Source organism: Actinopolyspora mortivallis, from assembly GCF_003001495.1.
Lineage (GTDB): Bacteria > Actinomycetota > Actinomycetes > Mycobacteriales > Pseudonocardiaceae > Actinopolyspora > Actinopolyspora mortivallis_A.
The window spans coordinates 39484-58552 of record NZ_PVSR01000027.1 but is presented as its reverse complement, the minus strand read 5'-3'; the positions used below and the strand labels follow the sequence as shown (position 1 = coordinate 58552).

General features: G+C 68.7%; 14 protein-coding genes. 3 read left to right on the top strand and 11 right to left on the bottom strand.

Going from position 1 to position 19069, the window contains the following annotated elements:
- Window positions 1-407: Rv3235 family protein (locus CEP50_RS14375; protein WP_219905485.1), on the top strand; the 407-nt coding region annotated here is incomplete at its 5' end.
- A 50-nt stretch (window positions 408-457) separates the two neighbouring features.
- Here the strand turns inward: CEP50_RS14375 and secA are convergent.
- The 7 genes from secA to CEP50_RS14340 all read right to left on the bottom strand — a co-directional run bounded on the left by secA (window position 458) and on the right by CEP50_RS14340 (window position 10561).
- Complete coding sequence (gene secA, locus CEP50_RS14370; protein ID WP_106114467.1) at window positions 458-3325, bottom strand: preprotein translocase subunit SecA; 2868 nt, start codon at window positions 3323-3325, stop codon at window positions 458-460.
- 294 nt (window positions 3326-3619) lie between these two features.
- Entirely contained in the window at window positions 3620-4345 is a 726-nt protein-coding gene (gene hpf / locus CEP50_RS14365) for a ribosome hibernation-promoting factor, HPF/YfiA family (protein ID WP_019855361.1), read from the bottom strand.
- 464 nt (window positions 4346-4809) lie between these two features.
- Entirely contained in the window at window positions 4810-5502 is a 693-nt protein-coding gene (locus CEP50_RS14360; RefSeq protein ID WP_106114466.1) for a ComF family protein, read from the bottom strand.
- Window positions 5503-5601: 99 nt separating this feature from the next.
- On the bottom strand, window positions 5602-7341 hold the full coding sequence (locus tag CEP50_RS14355) for an LpqB family beta-propeller domain-containing protein (RefSeq protein WP_106114465.1): 1740 nt from the start codon (window positions 7339-7341) through the stop codon (window positions 5602-5604).
- Window positions 7338-9023 carry an MtrAB system histidine kinase MtrB gene (gene mtrB / locus CEP50_RS14350; protein WP_106114464.1) on the bottom strand — a complete coding sequence of 562 codons (1686 nt, stop codon included), beginning with the start codon at window positions 9021-9023 and terminating at the stop codon, window positions 7338-7340. Before mtrB ends, CEP50_RS14355 begins: the two co-directional genes overlap by 4 nt.
- 90 nt (window positions 9024-9113) lie before the next feature.
- Complete coding sequence (gene mtrA, locus CEP50_RS14345) at window positions 9114-9791, bottom strand: MtrAB system response regulator MtrA (RefSeq protein WP_026449242.1); 678 nt, start codon at window positions 9789-9791, stop codon at window positions 9114-9116.
- A gap of 128 nt (window positions 9792-9919) precedes the next feature.
- Window positions 9920-10561 (bottom strand): dTMP kinase, encoded by a 642-nt coding sequence (locus CEP50_RS14340; protein ID WP_181188397.1) that lies wholly within the window; start codon window positions 10559-10561, stop codon window positions 9920-9922.
- 206 nt (window positions 10562-10767) lie between these two features.
- Here CEP50_RS14340 and CEP50_RS14335 point away from each other — a divergent pair, with 206 nt between their 5' ends.
- A complete protein-coding gene (locus CEP50_RS14335; protein WP_181188396.1) occupies window positions 10768-13425 on the top strand; it encodes a lipase family protein in 2658 nt (885 codons plus the stop codon).
- 59 nt (window positions 13426-13484) lie between these two features.
- Entirely contained in the window at window positions 13485-13994 is a 510-nt protein-coding gene (locus tag CEP50_RS14330; protein ID WP_106114461.1) for a GNAT family N-acetyltransferase, read from the top strand.
- Window positions 13995-14093: 99 nt separating this feature from the next.
- Here CEP50_RS14330 and CEP50_RS14325 read toward each other — a convergent pair whose 3' ends face one another.
- The 4 genes from CEP50_RS14325 to CEP50_RS14310 form a co-directional block, all read right to left on the bottom strand.
- Window positions 14094-15599, bottom strand: coding sequence for an amino acid permease (locus tag CEP50_RS14325; RefSeq protein WP_181188395.1), 1506 nt, complete (start codon window positions 15597-15599; stop codon window positions 14094-14096).
- Between the two features lie 657 nt (window positions 15600-16256).
- A complete protein-coding gene (gene manA, locus CEP50_RS14320) occupies window positions 16257-17525 on the bottom strand; it encodes a mannose-6-phosphate isomerase, class I (RefSeq protein ID WP_106114460.1) in 1269 nt (422 codons plus the stop codon).
- 159 nt (window positions 17526-17684) lie between these two features.
- Window positions 17685-18770: a hypothetical protein gene (locus tag CEP50_RS14315; RefSeq protein WP_106114459.1), complete on the bottom strand. Its 1086-nt coding sequence runs from the start codon at window positions 18768-18770 to the stop codon at window positions 17685-17687.
- Window positions 18767-18994 (bottom strand): Trm112 family protein, encoded by a 228-nt coding sequence (locus tag CEP50_RS14310; protein WP_106114458.1) that lies wholly within the window; start codon window positions 18992-18994, stop codon window positions 18767-18769. Before CEP50_RS14310 ends, CEP50_RS14315 begins: the two co-directional genes overlap by 4 nt.
- Window positions 18995-19069 lie beyond the last annotated feature (75 nt).

The window sequence follows — 19069 nt, the reverse complement described above, 5'->3', positions numbered from 1 at the left end:
GGCTCGGAGATGTGTATAAGCGACAGCCCTCACCCGTGTCCCCGGAAACCCGTGGAGCTCCCGTCAAACCGCCCCACGAAAGCAGAACCCCACCGCACTACTCCGCCTCGGCGCTGGCGGACCGCGCCGGGCACGGCATCGTCGAGGTACTCACCGGACGACGCCCCCTCCACCAGGTCCGGCAGTGGCTCAGCAGACCGGTCGCCAGTCTGCTGGCCACCCTCGTCCGCTCCGGCAACCTCCTGCACGAACGAACCAGACTGAGCTCGGTGCACGCCTGCCTGACCACGTCCACCACCGTGGAAGCCTGTGTGATCGTCGACGAGGGAGCACGCCACCGGGCGATGACCCTCCGGCTCCAGCGGGACAGGATGCACTGGTGCTGCACCCTGTTCGCCCTGGTCTGAGAGCCGACCCGTGCGCCCTCCGCGACGCACGGGTCCCGGAGCACACGCTCTCAGCGACGCTTGTTCCGCTTGGCCTCCGCACGGGCAGCGGCACGGCGCTCCCGCCGGGTTCCCTGCTGCTCCGAGTCGGAGTTGTCCGCGGCGGCACCGCTCCTGCGTACCTCACCGCTCTCGGACGGCCCGGAATAGCTCAGGTTCCGCTGGTCGGGTCCGCTCCCGTCACCACGAAGCCCGGCGGGGACCCGGTCCTGCTCGCTCTGCTCGCCCGCCGAGAGCTGGCTCAGCGCGGGGCCCGCCGCGCTGCGCGACTTGCGCGCGCGTTTCGAACTCGGTTGGGCCGCCCCGGAGTCCGCCCCCTCGTGCTGTCCGTCGGCGGACTGGGTGACCGAAACCGGGACGGCCGGTTCCTGGGACTCCTGGGACTCGGCCGCCTCGACCTGCGCGTGGAACAGGAAGCTGACGGACTCCTCCTTGAGAGCTTCCAGCATCGCGTTGAACATGTCGAAGCCCTCACGCCGGTACTCGAGCAACGGGTCCCGCTGGGCCATGGCCCGCAGCCCGATTCCCTCCTTGAGGTAGTCCATCTCGTAGAGGTGTTCACGCCACTTCCGGTCCAGCACGCTCAACACGACACGGCGTTCGAGCTCCCGCATCGCGCCCTCGCCGACCTGGCTCTCGATCTCGGCCTCACGCCGGTCGTAGGCCGCCTTGGCGTCCTCCAGCACCGCTTCACGCAACCGGTCCCGGCTGAGGTCGCCGTCCTCCTCGGCCAGGTCCTCCCAGTGAATGGACACCGGGTACAGCGTCTTCAGTGCCGACCACAGCTGGTCGAGGTCCCAGTCCTCGGCGTAGCCCTCCGAAGTCGCCCCGTTCACATAGGCACGAACGACGTCCTCGATCATGTGCTCCACCTGCTCACGCAGGTCCTCTCCTTCGAGAACCCTTCTGCGTTCGGTGTAGATCACCGAGCGCTGCTGGTTGAGCACCTCGTCGTATTTGAGGACGTTCTTGCGGATCTCCATGTTCTGTTGTTCGACCTGGGTCTGCGCACTGCGTATGGCCCTGGTGACCATCTTGTGCTCGATCGGCACCTCGTCGGGCACCTTGAGACGGGTCATCACGGTCTCGACCATGTTCGCGTTGAACCGGCGCATCAGCTCGTCGCCGAGCGAGAGATAGAACCGGGACTCACCGGGATCACCCTGACGTCCCGAGCGCCCGCGCAACTGGTTGTCGATGCGTCGGGACTCGTGCCGCTCCGTGCCGAGCACGTACAGACCGCCCGCGGCACGAACCTCCTCGGCCTCGGCCTCGGCCTGCTCCTTGATCTTGCTCACCACGGCGGGCCACTCGGCCTCGTACTCCTCGCGGTTCTCCACCGGGTCCAGTCCACGCTTGCGCAGCTCGGCGTCGGCGAGGTGATCGACGTTGCCGCCGAGCACGATGTCGGTACCGCGACCCGCCATGTTCGTCGCCACCGTCACGGCGCCCTTGCGTCCCGCCTCGGCGACGATGCCCGCCTCGGACTCGTGGTGCTTGGCGTTCAGCACACTGTGCGGCACACCACGCTTGGTGAGCAGTTTCGCCAGGTACTCGGAGCGATCGACGCTCGTGGTCCCCACCAGGACCGGTTGTCCCTTCCGGTGCCGCTCCTCGATGTCCTCGGCGACGGCGGCGAACTTCGCCTCCTCCGTCTTGTAGATCAGGTCCGGCTGGTCCTTGCGGATCATCGGCTCGTTCGTGGGGATGCTCACCACACCGAGCTTGTAGGTGCTCTGGAACTCGGCCGCCTCCGTCTGGGCGGTACCGGTCATGCCCGCGAGCTTGTCGTAGAGCCGGAAGTAGTTCTGCAGGGTGATCGTGGCCAGTGTCTGGTTCTCGGCCTGGATCTCGACGCCTTCCTTGGCCTCGATCGCCTGGTGCATCCCCTCGTTGTAACGGCGCCCGTGGAGCACCCGGCCGGTGAACTCGTCGACGATGGCCACCTCACCGTTGCGGACGATGTAGTCCTTGTCGCGGTGGTACAGCTCCTTGGCCTTCAACGCGTTGTTGAGGTAGCCGACGAGCGGGGTGTTCGCGGCGTCGTAGAGGTTGTCGATCCCCAGCTGGTCCTCGATGACCTCGACGCCCTCCTCGGTGATGCCGACGGTCCTCTTGCGCTCGTCCACCTCGTAGTGCTCGTCACGTTTGAGCATCGGGGCGAGCCGGGCGAACTCCTGGTACCACCGCGAGGACTGGTCGGCCGGGCCGGAAATGATCAACGGCGTCCGTGCCTCGTCGATGAGGATCGAGTCCACCTCGTCGACGATCGCGAAGTTGTGGTCACGCTGGACGCACTCCGCCAGGCTCCAGGCCATGTTGTCACGCAGGTAGTCGAAGCCGAACTCGTTGTTGGTGCCGTAGATGACGTCCGCCGCGTAGGCCTCCCTGCGCTGTTCGGGAGCCATGTCGGCCGTGATCGCGGCGACCTCCATCCCGAGAAAGCGGTAGATCCGCCCCATCCACTCGGAGTCACGCCTGGCCAGGTAGTCGTTGACCGTGATGACGTGCACGCTGTTGCCCGTGATCGCGTTGAGGTAGCCGGGCAGCACACAGGTGAGGGTCTTGCCCTCACCGGTCTTCATCTCGGCGATCTGGCCGAAGTGCAGGGCGGCTCCGCCCATGAGTTGGACGTCGAAGTGCCGGTTGCCCAGCGTTCGGCGCGCACCCTCCCGCGCGACGGCGAACGCCTCGGGCAACAGCTTGTCCAGCTGCTCACCGTCGGCGTAACGGCTCTTGAACTCGTCGGTCTTGGCCCGCAGCTCGCTGTCGGACAGCGCGACCGTGTCGTCTTCGAGCTCGTTGATGTGCGCCGCGATGGAACGCAGGCGCTTGAGCATCTTGCCTTCGCCAGCGCGGAGCAGTCGGGACAGGACCATCCGGTCGACCTCACTTGCTGATCGTGACGCGCCCGTCACGGACGCTTTACGGCCATAGTATTAGAAGCCCACCCACGCACCGTTCGAACAGGCTCCTCGTACCGAGCCCGCCCGAAAGCCGGGAGCGGCCACGGACTACGAACGTTTCGGACACGTACGCGTGTTCCCGCAGCACCCGATCGTGCGGTGGCCGGGCCCGGACCGTCCAGGAGCGTACACCCATGAACGGGACCGTCCCCGCGTACCACGGTACGCGGAGGACGGCCCCCGTCGTTATGCTCCGTATGAATCAATTCACTTGTCGGAGGCCAGTCTGATCACCCCGTAGTCGAACCCCTTGCGGCGGTACACCACGCTGGGTTTGGCGGACTCGGCGTCGAAGAACAGATAGAAGTCGTGACCGACCAACTCCATCTCGTACAGCGCTTGGTCAACCGTCATGGGTGTGGCCGGGTGCTCCTTCTCGCGAACGATGCGGCCCGGCTCGTAGCCGTTGTCGCCGTGACGCTGCCCGGGAAGATCCATGTGCGAGGAGGTTTCGGAGGTCGAGGGAACGGAGCGCTCTTCGGCGTCGGTACGCGCCTGCTCGGCGGGAGGCTCCAGCAGCGTGGTGCGGGTGCCGTGCTGGGGCGTTCCTCCGGCCCCGGCGACGGCGACGGGGCGGTCGGCCAGCGCTGCGGTCGCCTCGGCCACGGAACGGGGGCTGCGCCGACCGTGGTGGACTTTCCGCTGGTCGTGCTTCTTACGCAGCCGGCTCTCCAACTTCGTCGTCGCGGCGTCCAGGGCGGCATAGAAGTCGGGGGCACTGGCTTCGGCGCGGACAGCCGGTCCACGTCCCTTCAGGGTTATTTCGACCCGCTGACAGTTCTTTGCCTGGCGCGGGTTACGCTCGTGGTGCAGTTCCACGTCGGCTCGCATGGCTTTTCTGTCGTAGCGGTCCAGACGGTTGAGCTTTTCACCGACGTGCCTCTGGTAGTGGGTGGGCACCTCGACGTTGCGGCCCTTGACGACGATGTCCATTCGCGACCTCCATTGCTCAGCGTTCTTCCGTGAACCCTGGTCACGGCGACGCCGGAGGGAGCAGCCTCAGCTCACGTCCGACGCCGGGGGAGTCACTGCCTCACCTCTTCCTCAGGTCGGATACGGCTGATTGGCACGCACACTAGCTCGCTTTATCCGTTCGCAACACCCCCGACCAGAGGGACGTCAACCGACCACCCTGTGTAATCGATACCGCCGAGCGGACGAGCACGGACTCCCTCGGGGAGCCCATCGGAAAAGCGGCCGTTCCCGTCGTCCCAGCAGGAGCGCGGTTGCCTCCGTTCGGGTGACAGCACGCCCACTCTCACCACCCCTTCGGGGGCAAAGTCTCGGCGGTCTCGGCTACTCGCGTATACCCGGACAACGCTCGGACCAAACCCGTGGTTCCCGCGTGTCCGGAAAAGTTTCCGATCACCGGCTGCTCCGGTCGTGCTCCACTCCGGTCACTGCCGGGCCGCCGCCAGTACCACCACGGCCACCACCCTGGTCCCGTCCGCGCCCAGGGCGTCCACACAACAGGACACCGTGGCACCGGTGGTCACCACGTCGTCGACCACCACGACCGGCTCCCCTCGGCGGGGCGCCCGAGGAGCACGCACCCGGAGCCCGCGCCTGATGTTGTGGAGCCGCCGTGTCGCGTCCAGCCCCACCGAGTCCCTGCTCACACGACTCAGCCGCAGACGGTCGTCCACCACTGCGTCCTCCCCCAGACAACGCGCCGCCCGGTGTGCCAACCGCACCAGGTGCGCCCCACCCCGTGCCCGAACGGCGGCCGGTCGCGACGGGACCGGAACCATCCGGAAGGGCCCCTCGTCGGGGAACTCCGCGCACTCCCCCCGCACCGTCCCGACAGCACGTGCGAGTCGGTCCCCCAGGGGCCGCACCAGATCACGTCTGCCGAATTCCTTGTAGGCGAGTACCGCCCTCCGCGCACCTCCCCGATAACGCCCGAGCGCGTAGACGGGAGGGGACTCGGCGAGCAACCCGGGGCGGACACGCCGCAACCTCCCGAACTCGCCGTCGCAGTGGGCGCACAGCACGGCCCCGTGACGTGCGCACCCGGCGCAACGGAGCGGAACGGCCAGCTCCACGAGGGCCCGCACGGACTCGCCAGGACCGAAACGATCTCGCACCATACCCGGCAGCGTCCCGCCTGGGGGAGACGTCCACGGCGTGATCCGGGAAAACCACGGGCGTGTCGGACGCCGGGGCGGGCGAGAACACCGCCCCGTGACTCAGCCGGGGTAGAACGGTATCGACTCCGGCCCGATGGGGATGTCCTGCAGGACTTCCCAGACCTCCTCCTGGTCCCTGGCCTGCCAGAGATAGGCGTCGTCGGCGACGACGACCTTCTGTCCCGGTCCCACGGTCAACCTGCGCAGCGGAGGACTCAGGTTCGAGGAGTTGTACGGCTTCCAGGTGAAACCGTCCACCGAAACCCGGACCACGGGCAGGGAATCGGTGTCGGTGATGGCGACGAGGTCCTTACCGCTCAGCCAGTCCACCCGTGTGATCCGGGAGTCACTGTAGCGGCCGACCAACGGAGTCGGTTCCTGCAACATCACCTCCGAACCGGTGCCCGCTATTCCGGCGACCACGATCCGGCCGTCCACCACCCCGGCCAGCCGGGTTCCGTCCCGGGAGACACGCAGGTCCTGGATCTTTTCGTCCCCGGCGAACTCCGCGGAGTCGACCTCGCTGACCGACCAGTAGCCGTTCTTGTCCCGGCTGGCCCGGACGATCCGTTCCCCGTCCACGACCGTCCAGACCTCGGACTCGTTCCGCCAGGTCGGTCGGGACATGAAACTTCCCCGCACGGGGAGGGCGCGGAGTTTCCCTCCGTAACCGCCCACACGCAGTTCCACCCGTCCCTCACCGGAGCGGACCACTGCCGCCAGTCGTTCCCCCTGGTCCGAACGAGCCGCCCTGGTGATCTTGAACTTCCCCGACCCGGCGTCCCCGGGAACGGGAGGGGCCTGTTCGTCGAACACCACGAGACGCTGGTCGACCACGGCCAACGGATCCACGTCCGAGGAGACCTTGTTCCCCTCTTCGTAGGAAGCCACATCGGCCGGCCGCAGGTTGGAGTCGTTCTCGGAGGAGATCAGCTCGGTCCCCTCCTCCTGCAACAGCACCCGCGCGGTGCGGACGCCCCGCAGCGTCAGCACCACCTGGGCGGCGATCAGACGCTTCTGTTCGCTGCTGAGCTCCCCCAGGTCGCTCAGGTTCACCAGCAGCGCGCCCTCGTTGTTCTCGCTGACGTTGCTGACGGTGGTCGTACCTTCCGGGATGGCCGTGTTCATCGCCGCGTCGAAACCGGCCGAGGGGCCCTTCAGCAACAGGTCGATCACTCGGGAGGGAAGGGTGCTGCGCGGCTGCTGACGCACCCAACGAACGTCCGGAACCACGGTCTCCTGCTGTTCGTCCGTGAAGTACACGGACACGGACCGGTAGTTGGAGGCGAAGGTGCTGCGACTGGCCAACAGCAGGTTTTCCGGGGGGTTGGTGATCCGCCACTCCCCCTCGGAGTTCCTCTCCACCCGGAACCTCATCTCCCGGCTCTGCTCGCGCGGGACGAAGGAGTGGTCCGGCCGCAGCGTGCCGACGACGTCCATGCTCACCTTGACCAGCTGGACCGAACCGGGCAGCTTCTCGTCCCGCAGCGGGATCGTGTCCACGTGGTCGACGATCGTCAGTTCCGGAGAAACCCGCCAGGACCGCGCGGCCCGCTCGGTCAGGTGCATGCGCGCGGCGGCGTAGTCGTCGCCGGGGCGCGCCCCGGCGTCGATGAAGTCCCGCACCAGGTCGGGGGCATCTATGCCCTCCGGGGGAGGCTCGACGGTGGTGCTGGTGGGCTTGCCCTCCTCGACCTGTCTGATCGCCTCCGGAGAGGTCTCCTCGGGGATCGAGGCACATCCCGCGATCGGCACGCACAGCACGAGCAGCAGCGTGACCAGTCGAACGCCTCGCCTCATCGTCCTTCCTCCCGACCGTCAGCGTCCGGACGTTGCCCGCTGGCCTCGTCCTGCTCCCGGTCCTCCTCGGTCTCGGAGGGAACCGCGAGCAGCGCTTCGGGAGCCGCTATGCTGCGCGCACTCGGAAGCGGCAGCGGGCTCTCGGAGATCTCCTGGTCGACCGAGTACTTCGGCAGCGTCAACCGGAAGCAGGAACCCTGTCCTGGTTCGCCCCAGGCGTCCAACCACCCACCGTGCAGGCGGGCGTCCTCGGAGGCGATGGACAACCCCAGCCCGGTTCCTCCCGTCTGGCGGTCCCGCGAGGGGTCCGCGCGCCAGAACCGGGTGAACACCAGTTCCGCCTCGCCGGGACGCAGCCCCACCCCGTAGTCCCGGACGGTGATCGCGACCTCGTTCGTTCCCTCGCCGAAGGCGATGTCGACCGGCCCTCCCTCGGCGTGGTCGATGGCGTTGGCCACCAGGTTGCGCACGATGCGTTCCACGCGGCGCGCGTCGGCGAAAACGGTGACCTCCTCTTGGGGGACATGGAGACGCAGTTCCACCCCGCTGGTGTCCGCTATCGGCCGGAGGGATTCCACGGCGCGGCGGACCAGCTCGGGGATGTCCAGGGACTCGGTGGAGAGCTCGGCCACCCCCGCGTCCAGCCGCGATATCTCCAGCAGGTCCCCGAGCAGCGCCTCGAAGCGGTCGAGTTCGTCGACGAGCAGTTCGGCGGAGCGTTCCAAACCGGCCGGGAACTCGTCCCGGGAGGCGTGCAGCACGTCGGCGGCCATCCGCACGGTGGTCAGCGGGGTCCGCAGTTCGTGCGAGACGTCGGAGGTGAACCGTCGCTGCAACTGGCCGAACTCCTCGAGCTGCTGGATCTGTTGCGCCAGGCTGTCGGCCATCTCGTTGAACGAGTCCGCCAGCCGGGCGACATCGTCCTCACCGATCACCCGCATCCGCTCGTCCAGATCACCACTGGCGAGCCGTTCCGCCGTGCGGGCCGCCTGCCGCACGGGGCGCACCACCTGGCGGGTCACCAGGTTCGTGATGGCCCCGAGCAGCACGAGCAGCACCAACCCTCCGACCAACAGGGTGCGCTGCACCACGGCCATGGTGCTCTGCTCGGCCGTCAGCGGGAACAGGAAGTACGCCTGCAACGGACGGGTGGGGGCGCCGGCCGGGCTTCCGATCGCCAGCATGGTGACCCTGTCCTGCCCCCGCGGGACCGTGACGATCTGGGCGGCGAACTGGTCCCTCTTGACGTACTCGCGCAGAGCTTGGGGCACGTCGTGCACCGGTCCCGCGGACGGGGGTTCCTCACCCTCCTCGGTGACCGCGTACCCGTCCACGAGAACGGGGTCGTAGGCCCCGGCGACCGAGTCGGTGTCGGCCTGCACCGAAGGAGCGGTGGTCAGTCGGTTGAGCGCTCCCTCCAGCTGCTCGTCCACTTCCTCGGAGTTCGGATCCACGGCGGACAGCTGGCGCTCCAGCACGGGAAGGTTCTGCTCCACCTGGCGGATGGCCGCTTCCCTCTTGGTCTGCAGCATCTGGTTCGTTATCTGCGTCTGGAGCACCATTCCCAGGACGAACACCACGGCCGAGGAGAGCGCGAGCGTGCTGACCACCACCCGCAGCTGCATCGACCGGCGCCAGACCGACTCGAACCGATGCCAGTGCCGACGTACCTCCTCACGCATCCACAACAGCGAACGCGGCCAACCGCGCCGGATTCTCCTGTCACTCACGGTGTCCGTCCCGCCGTACGAACGTGCTGACCGAAGCGCGGATCACGGAGGGCCGGCCTTGTAACCGACCCCGCGCACCGTGAGCACGACCTCCGGGTGCTCCGGATCCTTCTCGATCTTCGAACGGAGTCGCTGCACGTGCACGTTGACCAGCCTGGTGTCCGCAGCGTGACGATACCCCCACACCTGTTCCAGCAGCACTTCGCGCGTGAACACCTGACGCGGTTTCCGGGCCAGCGCGACCAGCAGGTCGAACTCCAGCGGGGTCAACGAGATCGGAACCCCGTCCCTGGTGACCTCGTGTCCGGGAACGTCGATGGTGAGGTCACCGATGGACAGCACCTCGGCGGGTTCGGCCTCGGTCCGCCGCAGCCTCACCCGCAGCCGCGCCACCAGCTCCTTGGGTTTGAACGGCTTGACGATGTAGTCGTCGGCACCGGACTCCAGGCCGAGAACCACGTCCACGGTGTCACTCTTCGCGGTGAGCATGACGACGGGAACCATCGACTCGGCACGGATCGCCTTGCACACGTCGATGCCGTTCATCCCCGGCAGCATCAGGTCCAGCAGCACCAGGTCGGGTTTGAGCTCACGCAGCGCGGGCATCGCCTTGGTGCCGTCGTTGACGACGGCGGTGTCGAACCCCTCACCACGGAGCACGATCGTCAGCATCTCCGCCAGGGCCGGGTCGTCGTCCACCACGAGCACGCGTGACTTCATGCCCCACATGGTTGCACTTCGCACCACGGGGGCACACACCGCCCGGTCATCATCACTGCAGGTCGCCGAACCATTGCCCAGAGCGTAGGAGCGAACACGGCCGAACGGAGCACCTCCTGTCGGGGGAACTAGGCGAGCACCCGGTCGGCCAGCCGCGCCGGGTCCACGGCACCCGCGCTGTCCACCACGTGCCAGGGGGACCACCACGAGGACTCGGCGAGCCCGAGATAGACCTCACCACAACGCTCCTGCAGCGAGGAGTCCACTTCGAACCGGTCCCCGCCGGCACGTCCGGCCGCACGTTCCCGCCGCTCGGCACGCCGTGCCGCGACCTCGGTGGGAACACTCAGCAGGACCTGCAGGTCGGGTGTGGGCATGGCGAACCGCTCCGTCTCCAGCCGCCACACCCAGTCGACGAACTCCCCCGCGGCGTCCTGTCCCAGCCGGGCGGCCCCGTAAGCGGCGTTGGAGGCCACGTAGCGGTCCAACAGCAGCACGTCGTGCTCGGCGACCCGCTCCCGCAACCAGGTGCGGGAGTACCACCTGTCCAGCGCGTAGAGCACAGCCATCCCGTAGACGGACTCGGCGAGATCCCCGTGGTCCCCGCGCAGGGCCTCGGAGATCAGGTCCGCGTGCACGTCCGTTCCGTAGCGGGGGAAGGCAGCCCCACCCACCGAGCACCCCCGGCGTTCCAGCTCGGTCGACAGCGCTGCGGTCAAGGTCTGCTTGCCCGCACCGTCCAGTCCTTCGATCACGATCAGCCGCCCCACGGCGGGCAACCCTACTCACCGAGAAGACGTCGCCGACGAGGACACCCGGTGCGGGACGACGGAACCCGACAAACGATTCACACTGTTGGGCAGTTCCGGGGACTCGGCGCACAATCTCCACCGGAACGGTCGCAACACGACCGTCGAGAAGAGACAATCGACTGAAGGCGCGTCCCGCACTCCGCCGTCGACCCACAGGAGGAACAGTGCACGTACCCGGGCCGGACACTCGCGTGGTCGAGCTGCGGGTACACGGCATTCTCGGCACGAAACCCCAGGATCTGACGGATTCGGTGGCCTCCGTGGACGTCGCCGGGGACGGGGTCGGGCGCATCGTGCGTCCGGCGGACAGACTGCTGCGGCCCGTTCCGGGACCGGACCTGACCGCGGGCGAACGCACCGTCCCTCGCTCGATCGAGGGATACGTGTGGGGTGACATGACCTCGGGGGGAAGCAAGGCCCTCTGGGCACTGCTGTTCCCCTTCGCCCTGGCGAACATGGCGCACTGGATGCTTCCCCCCACCGACACGGGTTCACGTCCCCTCCGGTGGCTCGGTGGAGCGCTGCGCGCCGGGATCCGCCTGACGGCGCTGCTGCTGACGATGTTGTTCGTCGCGCATCTGACCGTGCTGGGGCTGGATCTGATCGCCTCCCAGTGCCTGCGTCCCGGAGCGGAGTGCCTCACCCCCCTCCCCGAAGGGGTCCGCGTCTTCCGGGCACCGCGTTCGATCGTGGCCGTGGCCTTCGTCTCGGCTGTGGTGCTGGGAATGCACCGTCTTTCGGCCAGGTCCTGGCGGGTGTGCGGACGGAGGGAACCCGAGAGCACCTCCCCGGCGCGCAGCCCGCGACTGCCCGGTGCCGAGGTGGTGCGCGATCCGGAGGCGCCGGCGCTGCGGATACTGCACACGGTGGCCGGCCTGTGCGCGATGCTGCTGATCGCGTTGGGCGGGCTCGCCCCCTCCCCGGACCCGCGCTGGTGGGTCACCGCGGTGCTCACCGTCGGATGCGTGGCCGGTGTGCTGCTACTGGACGACCCCACCGACTCCGAAGGACGCGCCGACACCCCCTTCCGCCGTGCGGTCCGAACGGTGTTGTCCCGCAGACCACGGATGGTGCTCGTCGCGCTCACGGTGCTGGTGGTGCTGGTGACCGCACCGACGGTCGAGCTCAACGGCCCGCTCGCCGGTTCCGGGCCGGTCATCGAGCTGCTGACTGTCGGGATGCTGTTCTCCTGCGGATTCGTGGCCCTGCTCCTGGTGCCCACCGTGCTGCTGGCTCGCGACCGCTGGCGCGGCCTGCCCGCCCGACTCCGCCCCTGGGCCGGCGGGTGGTTCGCCGCGCCGGTGCTGTTGATCGCCTGCCTGCTGGGGACCGGCTTCGGGGCGGGGCTGACCCTGACCACCCGCGAGGCTCTCGGCGGGCGACCGCTGCTGCCCGACTCCTACGACACCGCCACCCTGCTGTGGGGCTCGGCCACGGCGTTGCTCGTCACGGCCGGGCTCGTCCTCGTCCCCTGGGTCTGGTTCCGCTGGTGGAGCGCGCTGCGCGGAGCGGAACCGGTCTCCGCCGAGGTCGAGTTGTTACACGCGGGCCGCTCCGCCGACCAGCGCAGCGCCGAGCGAGCGTGGAAGTGGGCCGAACTGCAACGCGCGCACGGACACAAGGCGGTACTCGTGCTCGCCGGAGTGCTGTCGGCAGGGACGGTGACGGCAGCCGCGCTGCGGCTGGGCTTCTCCCACCCGCCGTTCTGGGGTCGCTGGCTCATGGTCCTCGGGGTGGGCACACTGGCAACCCTGGCCGCGTTTCTCCTCCGCATGGTGTACCTGGCCGTGCGCAGACCCGAAGCGGCCCGAGAACTCGGTGTGCTGTGCGACCTCACGCTCTTCTGGCCCCGCGAGGCTCATCCCGTGGTCCCTCCGTGTTACGCGCTGAAAGTCGTGCCGGAGCTGGTCAACCGGGCCAGGCAGCACCTGGAGGACCCGCACACGCGCGTGGTGATCACCGGCCACAGCCAGGGCAGTCTGCTCGCCTCCGTGGCGACGGCGCGGCTGCTCCGCGAGCTGGACGAACGGGACCGTCGCCGCGTCGGGCTCGTCACGGCCGGCTCACAGTTGCAGTGGGCCTACGCCCGGGGGTTCCCCGCCGTGCTCGGCCACGACTCCCAGCGGGAGCTGGCCGGGGAACTGGACGGGCGCTGGCGTTCGCTGTGCCGGGGGACCGATCCCATCGGAGGTGGGGTGGGCACCTGGAGCAGGCAGGTCTACGACGGCAAGCTGCTGGGAGTCGGTTTCCGTCCCGACGGGACGACGGGGCCGCTTCCCCCGGCCGCCCGGGGACCGACCGGGGCCCTGGTTCTCGGTGGGGACCACTGGTTGCCGGATCCGCAGCGGGGGCCGTTCGAACACCGCCGTTGGATGGCCGGACTGCTTCGCCACTGGGAGTACAGCGGCGACCCGGAGTGGGATCGGGCGGTTTCCATGGCGGCGGGACTGGAGATTCCCGCCCGGGGGACCCAACTACCGCTCAGCACGCCGGTGGCCGGGGTCGCGGCTCACTCCCCGACCCTCAACGGGGCTCCGTCGCCGGCCGCGCCGGACAACTCCCCCTCCGAACGGTCGGCTCCCGTCATCCCGCTGGAGCCGGCGGCTCCGGAGCAGTCCCCCCTCCGTCACGAAGACACGTCCGAGACACGAGGTACCGGTGAGGACACTCCGGCGGAGCCACGTCCGGATCAGGCGTGCGCACCGTCGGAACCGTCCGAGGCACGAAGAACCGTCACCGATCCCGCCGCCGAGACCTTCGACCCCCCGGGGATCACTCCTCCGTGGGAACGGGGGCCCGCGCTGCGTCCCTCCGGGCACTGAACACGGTCGCGACGAATCAGGTGGACTTCCTCACCGACCTCTGAGGAAAATGAAGAGTCATGGTGAATATCCGCAGAGCCACCACGGCCGACATCGACGCGCTGGTCGAGCTGCGCGCCCAGATGTTCACGTCCATGGGCAGGAACTCCGACGATCACACGTGGCGTTCGTATGCCGCAGCGTGGTTCACGCGGAAGCTCTCCTCGGGAGAGGCCATGGTGGTGGTCACCGAAGTGCCCGACGGCCGGTTGGTCGCCGCCGCCCTGGGCGAGATCAACCACGATCCGCCGAGTCCCTCGAACACGACGGGGATACGGGGGCGGATCTCGAACGTGGTCACGGCCGCCCCGTACCGCCGCAGGGGCTACGCGCGAGCCTGCGTGCGACAGCTGCTCGACTGGTTCCGCGCCGAGACGGAGGTCGCCGACATCGACCTGTTCGCCACCGGGGAGGGCTCGAACATGTACCGGGAGTTCGGGTTCGAGGCGCGCCCCTACCCCGCCATGCGGCTGAGGCTGCCCGCCCGCGCCAGGGGAAGCGGCCACACGGTTCACCAGGGGGTGTCCTGACCCGGCGGCCCGTGTCGAAGGTGTTCCGGCCGTCCGTGGGGAGAACCGTCCCGGAGACGGTCCTCCCCGGCCTCCTCACCGGGCCCCTGCCGGGACGGATCAGTCGGGGATCTCCCCGGCGCGTTCCCGTTCGGCCAGCACCGAGTGGCTGCGGCTGTAGAGGAAGTAGATGACGACTCCGGCCACCATCCACACCGCGAAGCGGATCCAGGTCAGCGCGGTGAGGTTGAGCATCAGCCAGACACAGGCCACCACGGCCAGGATCGGCACCAGCGGCACCAGCGGGGCACGGAAGCCGCGGGGGAGGTCAGGACGTTTGCGCCGCAGCACGATCACCCCGACCGAGACCAGGCTGAAGGCGAACAGCGTGCCGACGTTGACCATCTCGGCCAGCCTGCTGAACGGGAAGAAACCCGCGGCGAGGAAAACCGCCCCGCCGACCAACAGGGTGGTGCGCACGGGAGTACCGGTGCGCTGGTCGGTTTTGGCCAGGCCCCGGGGCAGCAGTCCGTCCCGGGCCATGGCGAACAGCACCCGGGTCTGTCCGAGCAACAGCACCATCACCACCGTGGTCAGCCCGATCAGCGCTCCGAGCGAGATGAGGCTGGCCGCCCAGTGCACCCCGTTGAGCTGGAAGGCGGTGGCCAGCGTGGCGCTCTCCCCGTCCGGACCTGTGGCCAGTTCGGTGTAGTTGGCCATGCCGGTCACCACGAGCGCCACCGCGACGTAGAGGCCGGTGGTTATCGCCACCGAACCGAGGATTCCCCGGGGGGCGTTCCGCTGCGGGTCCTTGGTCTCCTCGGCCGTGGTGGCGACGATGTCGAACCCGATGAAGGCGAAGAACACCAGCGAGGCTCCCGCCAGCAGACCGTAGACACCGTAGTTGCTGGTCTCACCGCCGACGATCAGCGAGAACAGGGACTGTTCCAGCACCGGCCCGCTCTCGGAGGCCGACTGTGCTTCGGGAATGAACGGTGTGTAGTTGTCCGGTTTGATGTAGGCGATCCCGGCGATGATGATGAACAGCACCACCGAGACCTTGATCGCGGTGATGACCAGACTGACCCGCGCGGAGAGCTTGGTTCCGCTGGCCAGCACGCCGACCAGCACGGCCACCAGCAGCATCGCTCCCCAGTCCAGGTGTAACGGCCCCAGGGGAATCATGGTCTCCACCGGCAGGCCCGCGCTGGACAGGACCTGGTGGAGGTAGGCGGACCAGCCCTTGGCCACGGCCGCGGCGGCGATGGAGAACTCCAGGATCAGGTCCCAGCCGATGATCCAGGCCAGGAACTCCCCGAAGGTGGCGTAGGAGTAGGTGTAGGCGCTGCCCGCCACGGGAACGGTGGAGGCGAACTCCGCGTAGCACAGCGCGGCCAGCGCGCAGGCCACGGCGGCCAGCAGGAATGCCAGGGACACCGAGGGTCCGGAGACGTCTCCGGCGGTCTGGGCGGCGATGGTGAAGATCCCGGCTCCGATGACCACGGAGACACCGAAGACGATCAGGTCCCATGTTCCGAGGTTCTTCCGCAGTTTGGTGTCCGGTTCGTCGGTATCCAGGATCGACTGCTCAACTGTCTTGGTTCGCCATAGTCCGTGTCCCGGCACCCTGCCTCCTCGAATCACTGTCGACGCCTGTCGTGTCGAAGTCGAGCGGTTCGCGGAGCCGAGTCGACCTCGCGTCACGGGGTGACACCGGGTCTTCGGCACCGGGCGCGGCTTCGGACAGGCTCTCGTGTGAGACCGCACGATAGCGGCCACGTGGTCGTTGTCCATGACGATCGGGAGCACGATCCGCTAACGGGCCCACCGCGCCGAACACGGCGACGGAGGGGGCTCCTCCCGCGAACGCCCCCCATGACTGGCGTCCACGATGCGGGAAAGCCACCGGGGTCGAACGAGGTGCGTCCGCAGCTCGACCACCCTCGCGGAGCGTTTCCCATACCGCGGGAAAATGTTCCCGTTCCCCCGAAAAGGGTATACCCCGGGTTACGGGACCTCTCCCCCCAGGTATCGACAACCTATCCAAACGGTGAAGCTCCGATCACGGACAACCACGAAAACCGGCCACCGTGATAGAGTTCCGCGCCTCCTGCACACCCCCGCAGACCGTTTCGTCCGGATCTGTTGGCTCCCACGACGTCGTCGGTGACGCGCCTCACCCGAGGAACGGGACGAGGTCTCTCGCATGACGGGAAACCCGGAAGGTCCCGGGCGAGGACCCCGCAACCTCGGAAGGCACCTACGCCGAACGTGCCCCGGGGCTCACACGAGTCCCGGCGCGGCCCGGAACAACTGGGTCTCGGCGGCCGTGTCGAGCGGGCGGGCCACCACACAGGGGTCGGAGGCGGCCAACCACACCGAGTCGCCGCGTTCGAGTTCCAGCTCCCGCAGGGAGGACGGCACACCGTGCCCGTTGACCCCGTGCCCGGTGTTCAACGGTGAGAGTCGCACCCCGCCGCCGGTGCACAGCAGGATCTGCGGCCCCGCCGAATCCAGGGCCACCTCGGCGTTGTCGCCACAGGGCCAGTCCACCCTGGACAGCTCGAACTCGTCGGCCTCCGTCTGGTAGACGGTCAGGTTCGCGTCGCGCCTCGTTCCCGTCGAAACCCGCATCCGTCCGTTGTCGAAGTCGAGCACCCGCAACAGCTCGGCGACGTCGACGTGCTTGGGAGTCAACCCGCAGCGGAGGATGTTGTCCGAGTTCGCCAGGATCTCGATGCCGGTACCCCGCAGATAGGCATGCAGGTTCCCCGGAGGCAGGTAGATGGCCTCACCCGGCTGGAGCACCAGCCTGTTGAGCAGCAGGCTCGCGAGCACACCCGCGTCGTTCGGGTAGGACTCGCCCAGTTCCAGCACGGTCGCGCACTCCAGCCGGAACTCCCCCTCGGCGCGCACGTGCTCCGAGCAGGCGCGCAACAGTTCCGGCATCAGCGCACGCAGGGTGTCCTCGGGAAGGGTGATCCACGTGGTGAACAGCGCACGCAGCCCGTCCCGGTCGGGTTGTGCCTCCAGCAGTCCGGTGTGCGCGCGCAGCCCCGGCACGTCGAGCTGGTTCAACAGGCGAACGGTGCGGTGGGCGTCGCGGAAGCCCGCCAGGGCGTGGAACTCCGTCAGCGCACAGATCAACTCGGGTTTGGCGGTGGGGTCGGGATAGTTGCGGTCCGGCGCGTTGCGCGGGATGCCGGCCTCCTCCTCCCGGGCGAACCCCTCGGCCGCCTGCTCGGAGGAGGGATGCGCCTGTAGGCTCAACGGCTCGTCGGCCGCGAGCACCTTCATCAGGAAGGGAAGGCGGTTGCCCCACCGCCCGGTGCATCCCCGCCCCAGCTGGTAGGTGGGTTCCGAGTCCAGCAGTCGTACCAGCGGGACCTCGGACCCGTCGTGGCGCAGCAGTCGCGAGGAATCACCGGGATGAGCTCCCATCCAGAGTTCCGCCTCGGGATGGGGTGCGGGTACGGGACGACCGAGCAGCTCCGCGATCGCGGTCCGGGACCCCCAGGCGTACGGGCGTACCGCGTTGCGCAGTAACTCCACTGTCCTTCTCGCTTCCTCGTCTAACCGCGTTTCCCCGCACCGGCCCCGTCCGGTCGCACCGGTGACCACTCCGAGGCACGTTGTTCACCGCACCAGGGGATGCATCGCATGGTCCCGAACACTCCGAAGGAGGTCCCGGACAACCAGCCGTCCCTCGCCTCAGGACGTCGCGAGCATAGAACGCTGGTGACCGTCCAGTAACCCCGAGGCCAGTCCGAGGTACACCGCGGCCATGTCGAAACCGACCGCCAGCAGCCCCGCACGCAGCGTCGCGTCCTCCCGCGCCGTCTCCGGAGGGGAGAGCACGTCCGCTCCCGGCAAGGCCGCCGTGGCCCGCTGTTCGAGGAAACCCGCCCGCTCACCGACCCGGGTGGTCAGCAGGAGGACCCGCAGCCCCGCCGTGCCCTCCCCCGGATCGGCGAACAGCTCGGCTTCGCCTCCCGCGCTCGCGGCCCTGTCGTACAGGGCGTAGCGGTTCACGGCCTGGGCGTACTCGCCCACGTCACACGGCAGCCCCCCGTAACAGCCGAGCACGAACGCACCGTGCCCGGCCACGGCCGTGGCCAGCTCGTCCACCCCCCACAGCAGCGGCATCCGGTCGGCCAGGCGCAGGGCCAGGTTCTTCGCCGGATTCCACGAACTCTCGTGGGCGGGATGAGTGGCCGCCGCTCGCTCGTCCAGGGCGTCGGCCAGCTCCTCGGTGTCGATCCGCAGCAGCCCGAGCGCCTCCAACAGGCAGGCCCCCACCGTGAACACGTGGGCGAAGTCCAGCCCGGCGGCCACCGGAACCCGCGGCGGCACCGTTCGCGCCCGACCGGCGACGGCGGCGGCCACCGGCCCCTCGTCCGGGGTGGCGAGCACCACGCCGGCCCCTCTCCTGCCGGCGACCTCCAACGACTCGGCCAACTCCCGGTCCCCGCCGTCCGGACCGTGGGCGAAGACCACGTCGAGCGGACCGATCCAGGACGGCACCACCTCGGTGCGCACCACGGGCACCGGACAGGACGAGCCGAGCAGCGCGGCCAACGCGTCACAGGCGGCCGCGCCCACACCCGGCCGGGCGAGCAGCACGAGAGCACGCGGGCGCTGCCCGTCGAGCACGTCCAGTCCTACCTCGGCCGCGGAGTGCGCCGCCGAACGCACCTGCGCCCCGGCCAGGGCCGCCTGGCGGAGCAGCCCCCGGGTGTCCGCCTCGAACAGGCGCCGCTGATCGTCCAGCATGCTGTCGTCCAGCACCACCCTCACCCCTTTCCAGGGCCTTCGGAGGGGGTGTCGGCCTCGGAGCCTCCGATCGCCTCCTGCAACAGCAGCACGGGAATCCCGTCCCGGACCGGAAAGCTCCGTCCGCAGGACTCACAGGTGAGGTACTCGGCGTCCGGATCCGTGGGCAGACCGTCCCGCAGTGGCGCGTTCCGTGGGCAGGGGCACACCAGGATCTCGCGCAGTCGGGGATCCATCGCGATACTCACTGTTCCTCCCGGATGTTCACGCCGCCGACACCGACGGGACGAACACCATCCCACCGACACGCCCGTGGGGCGAGC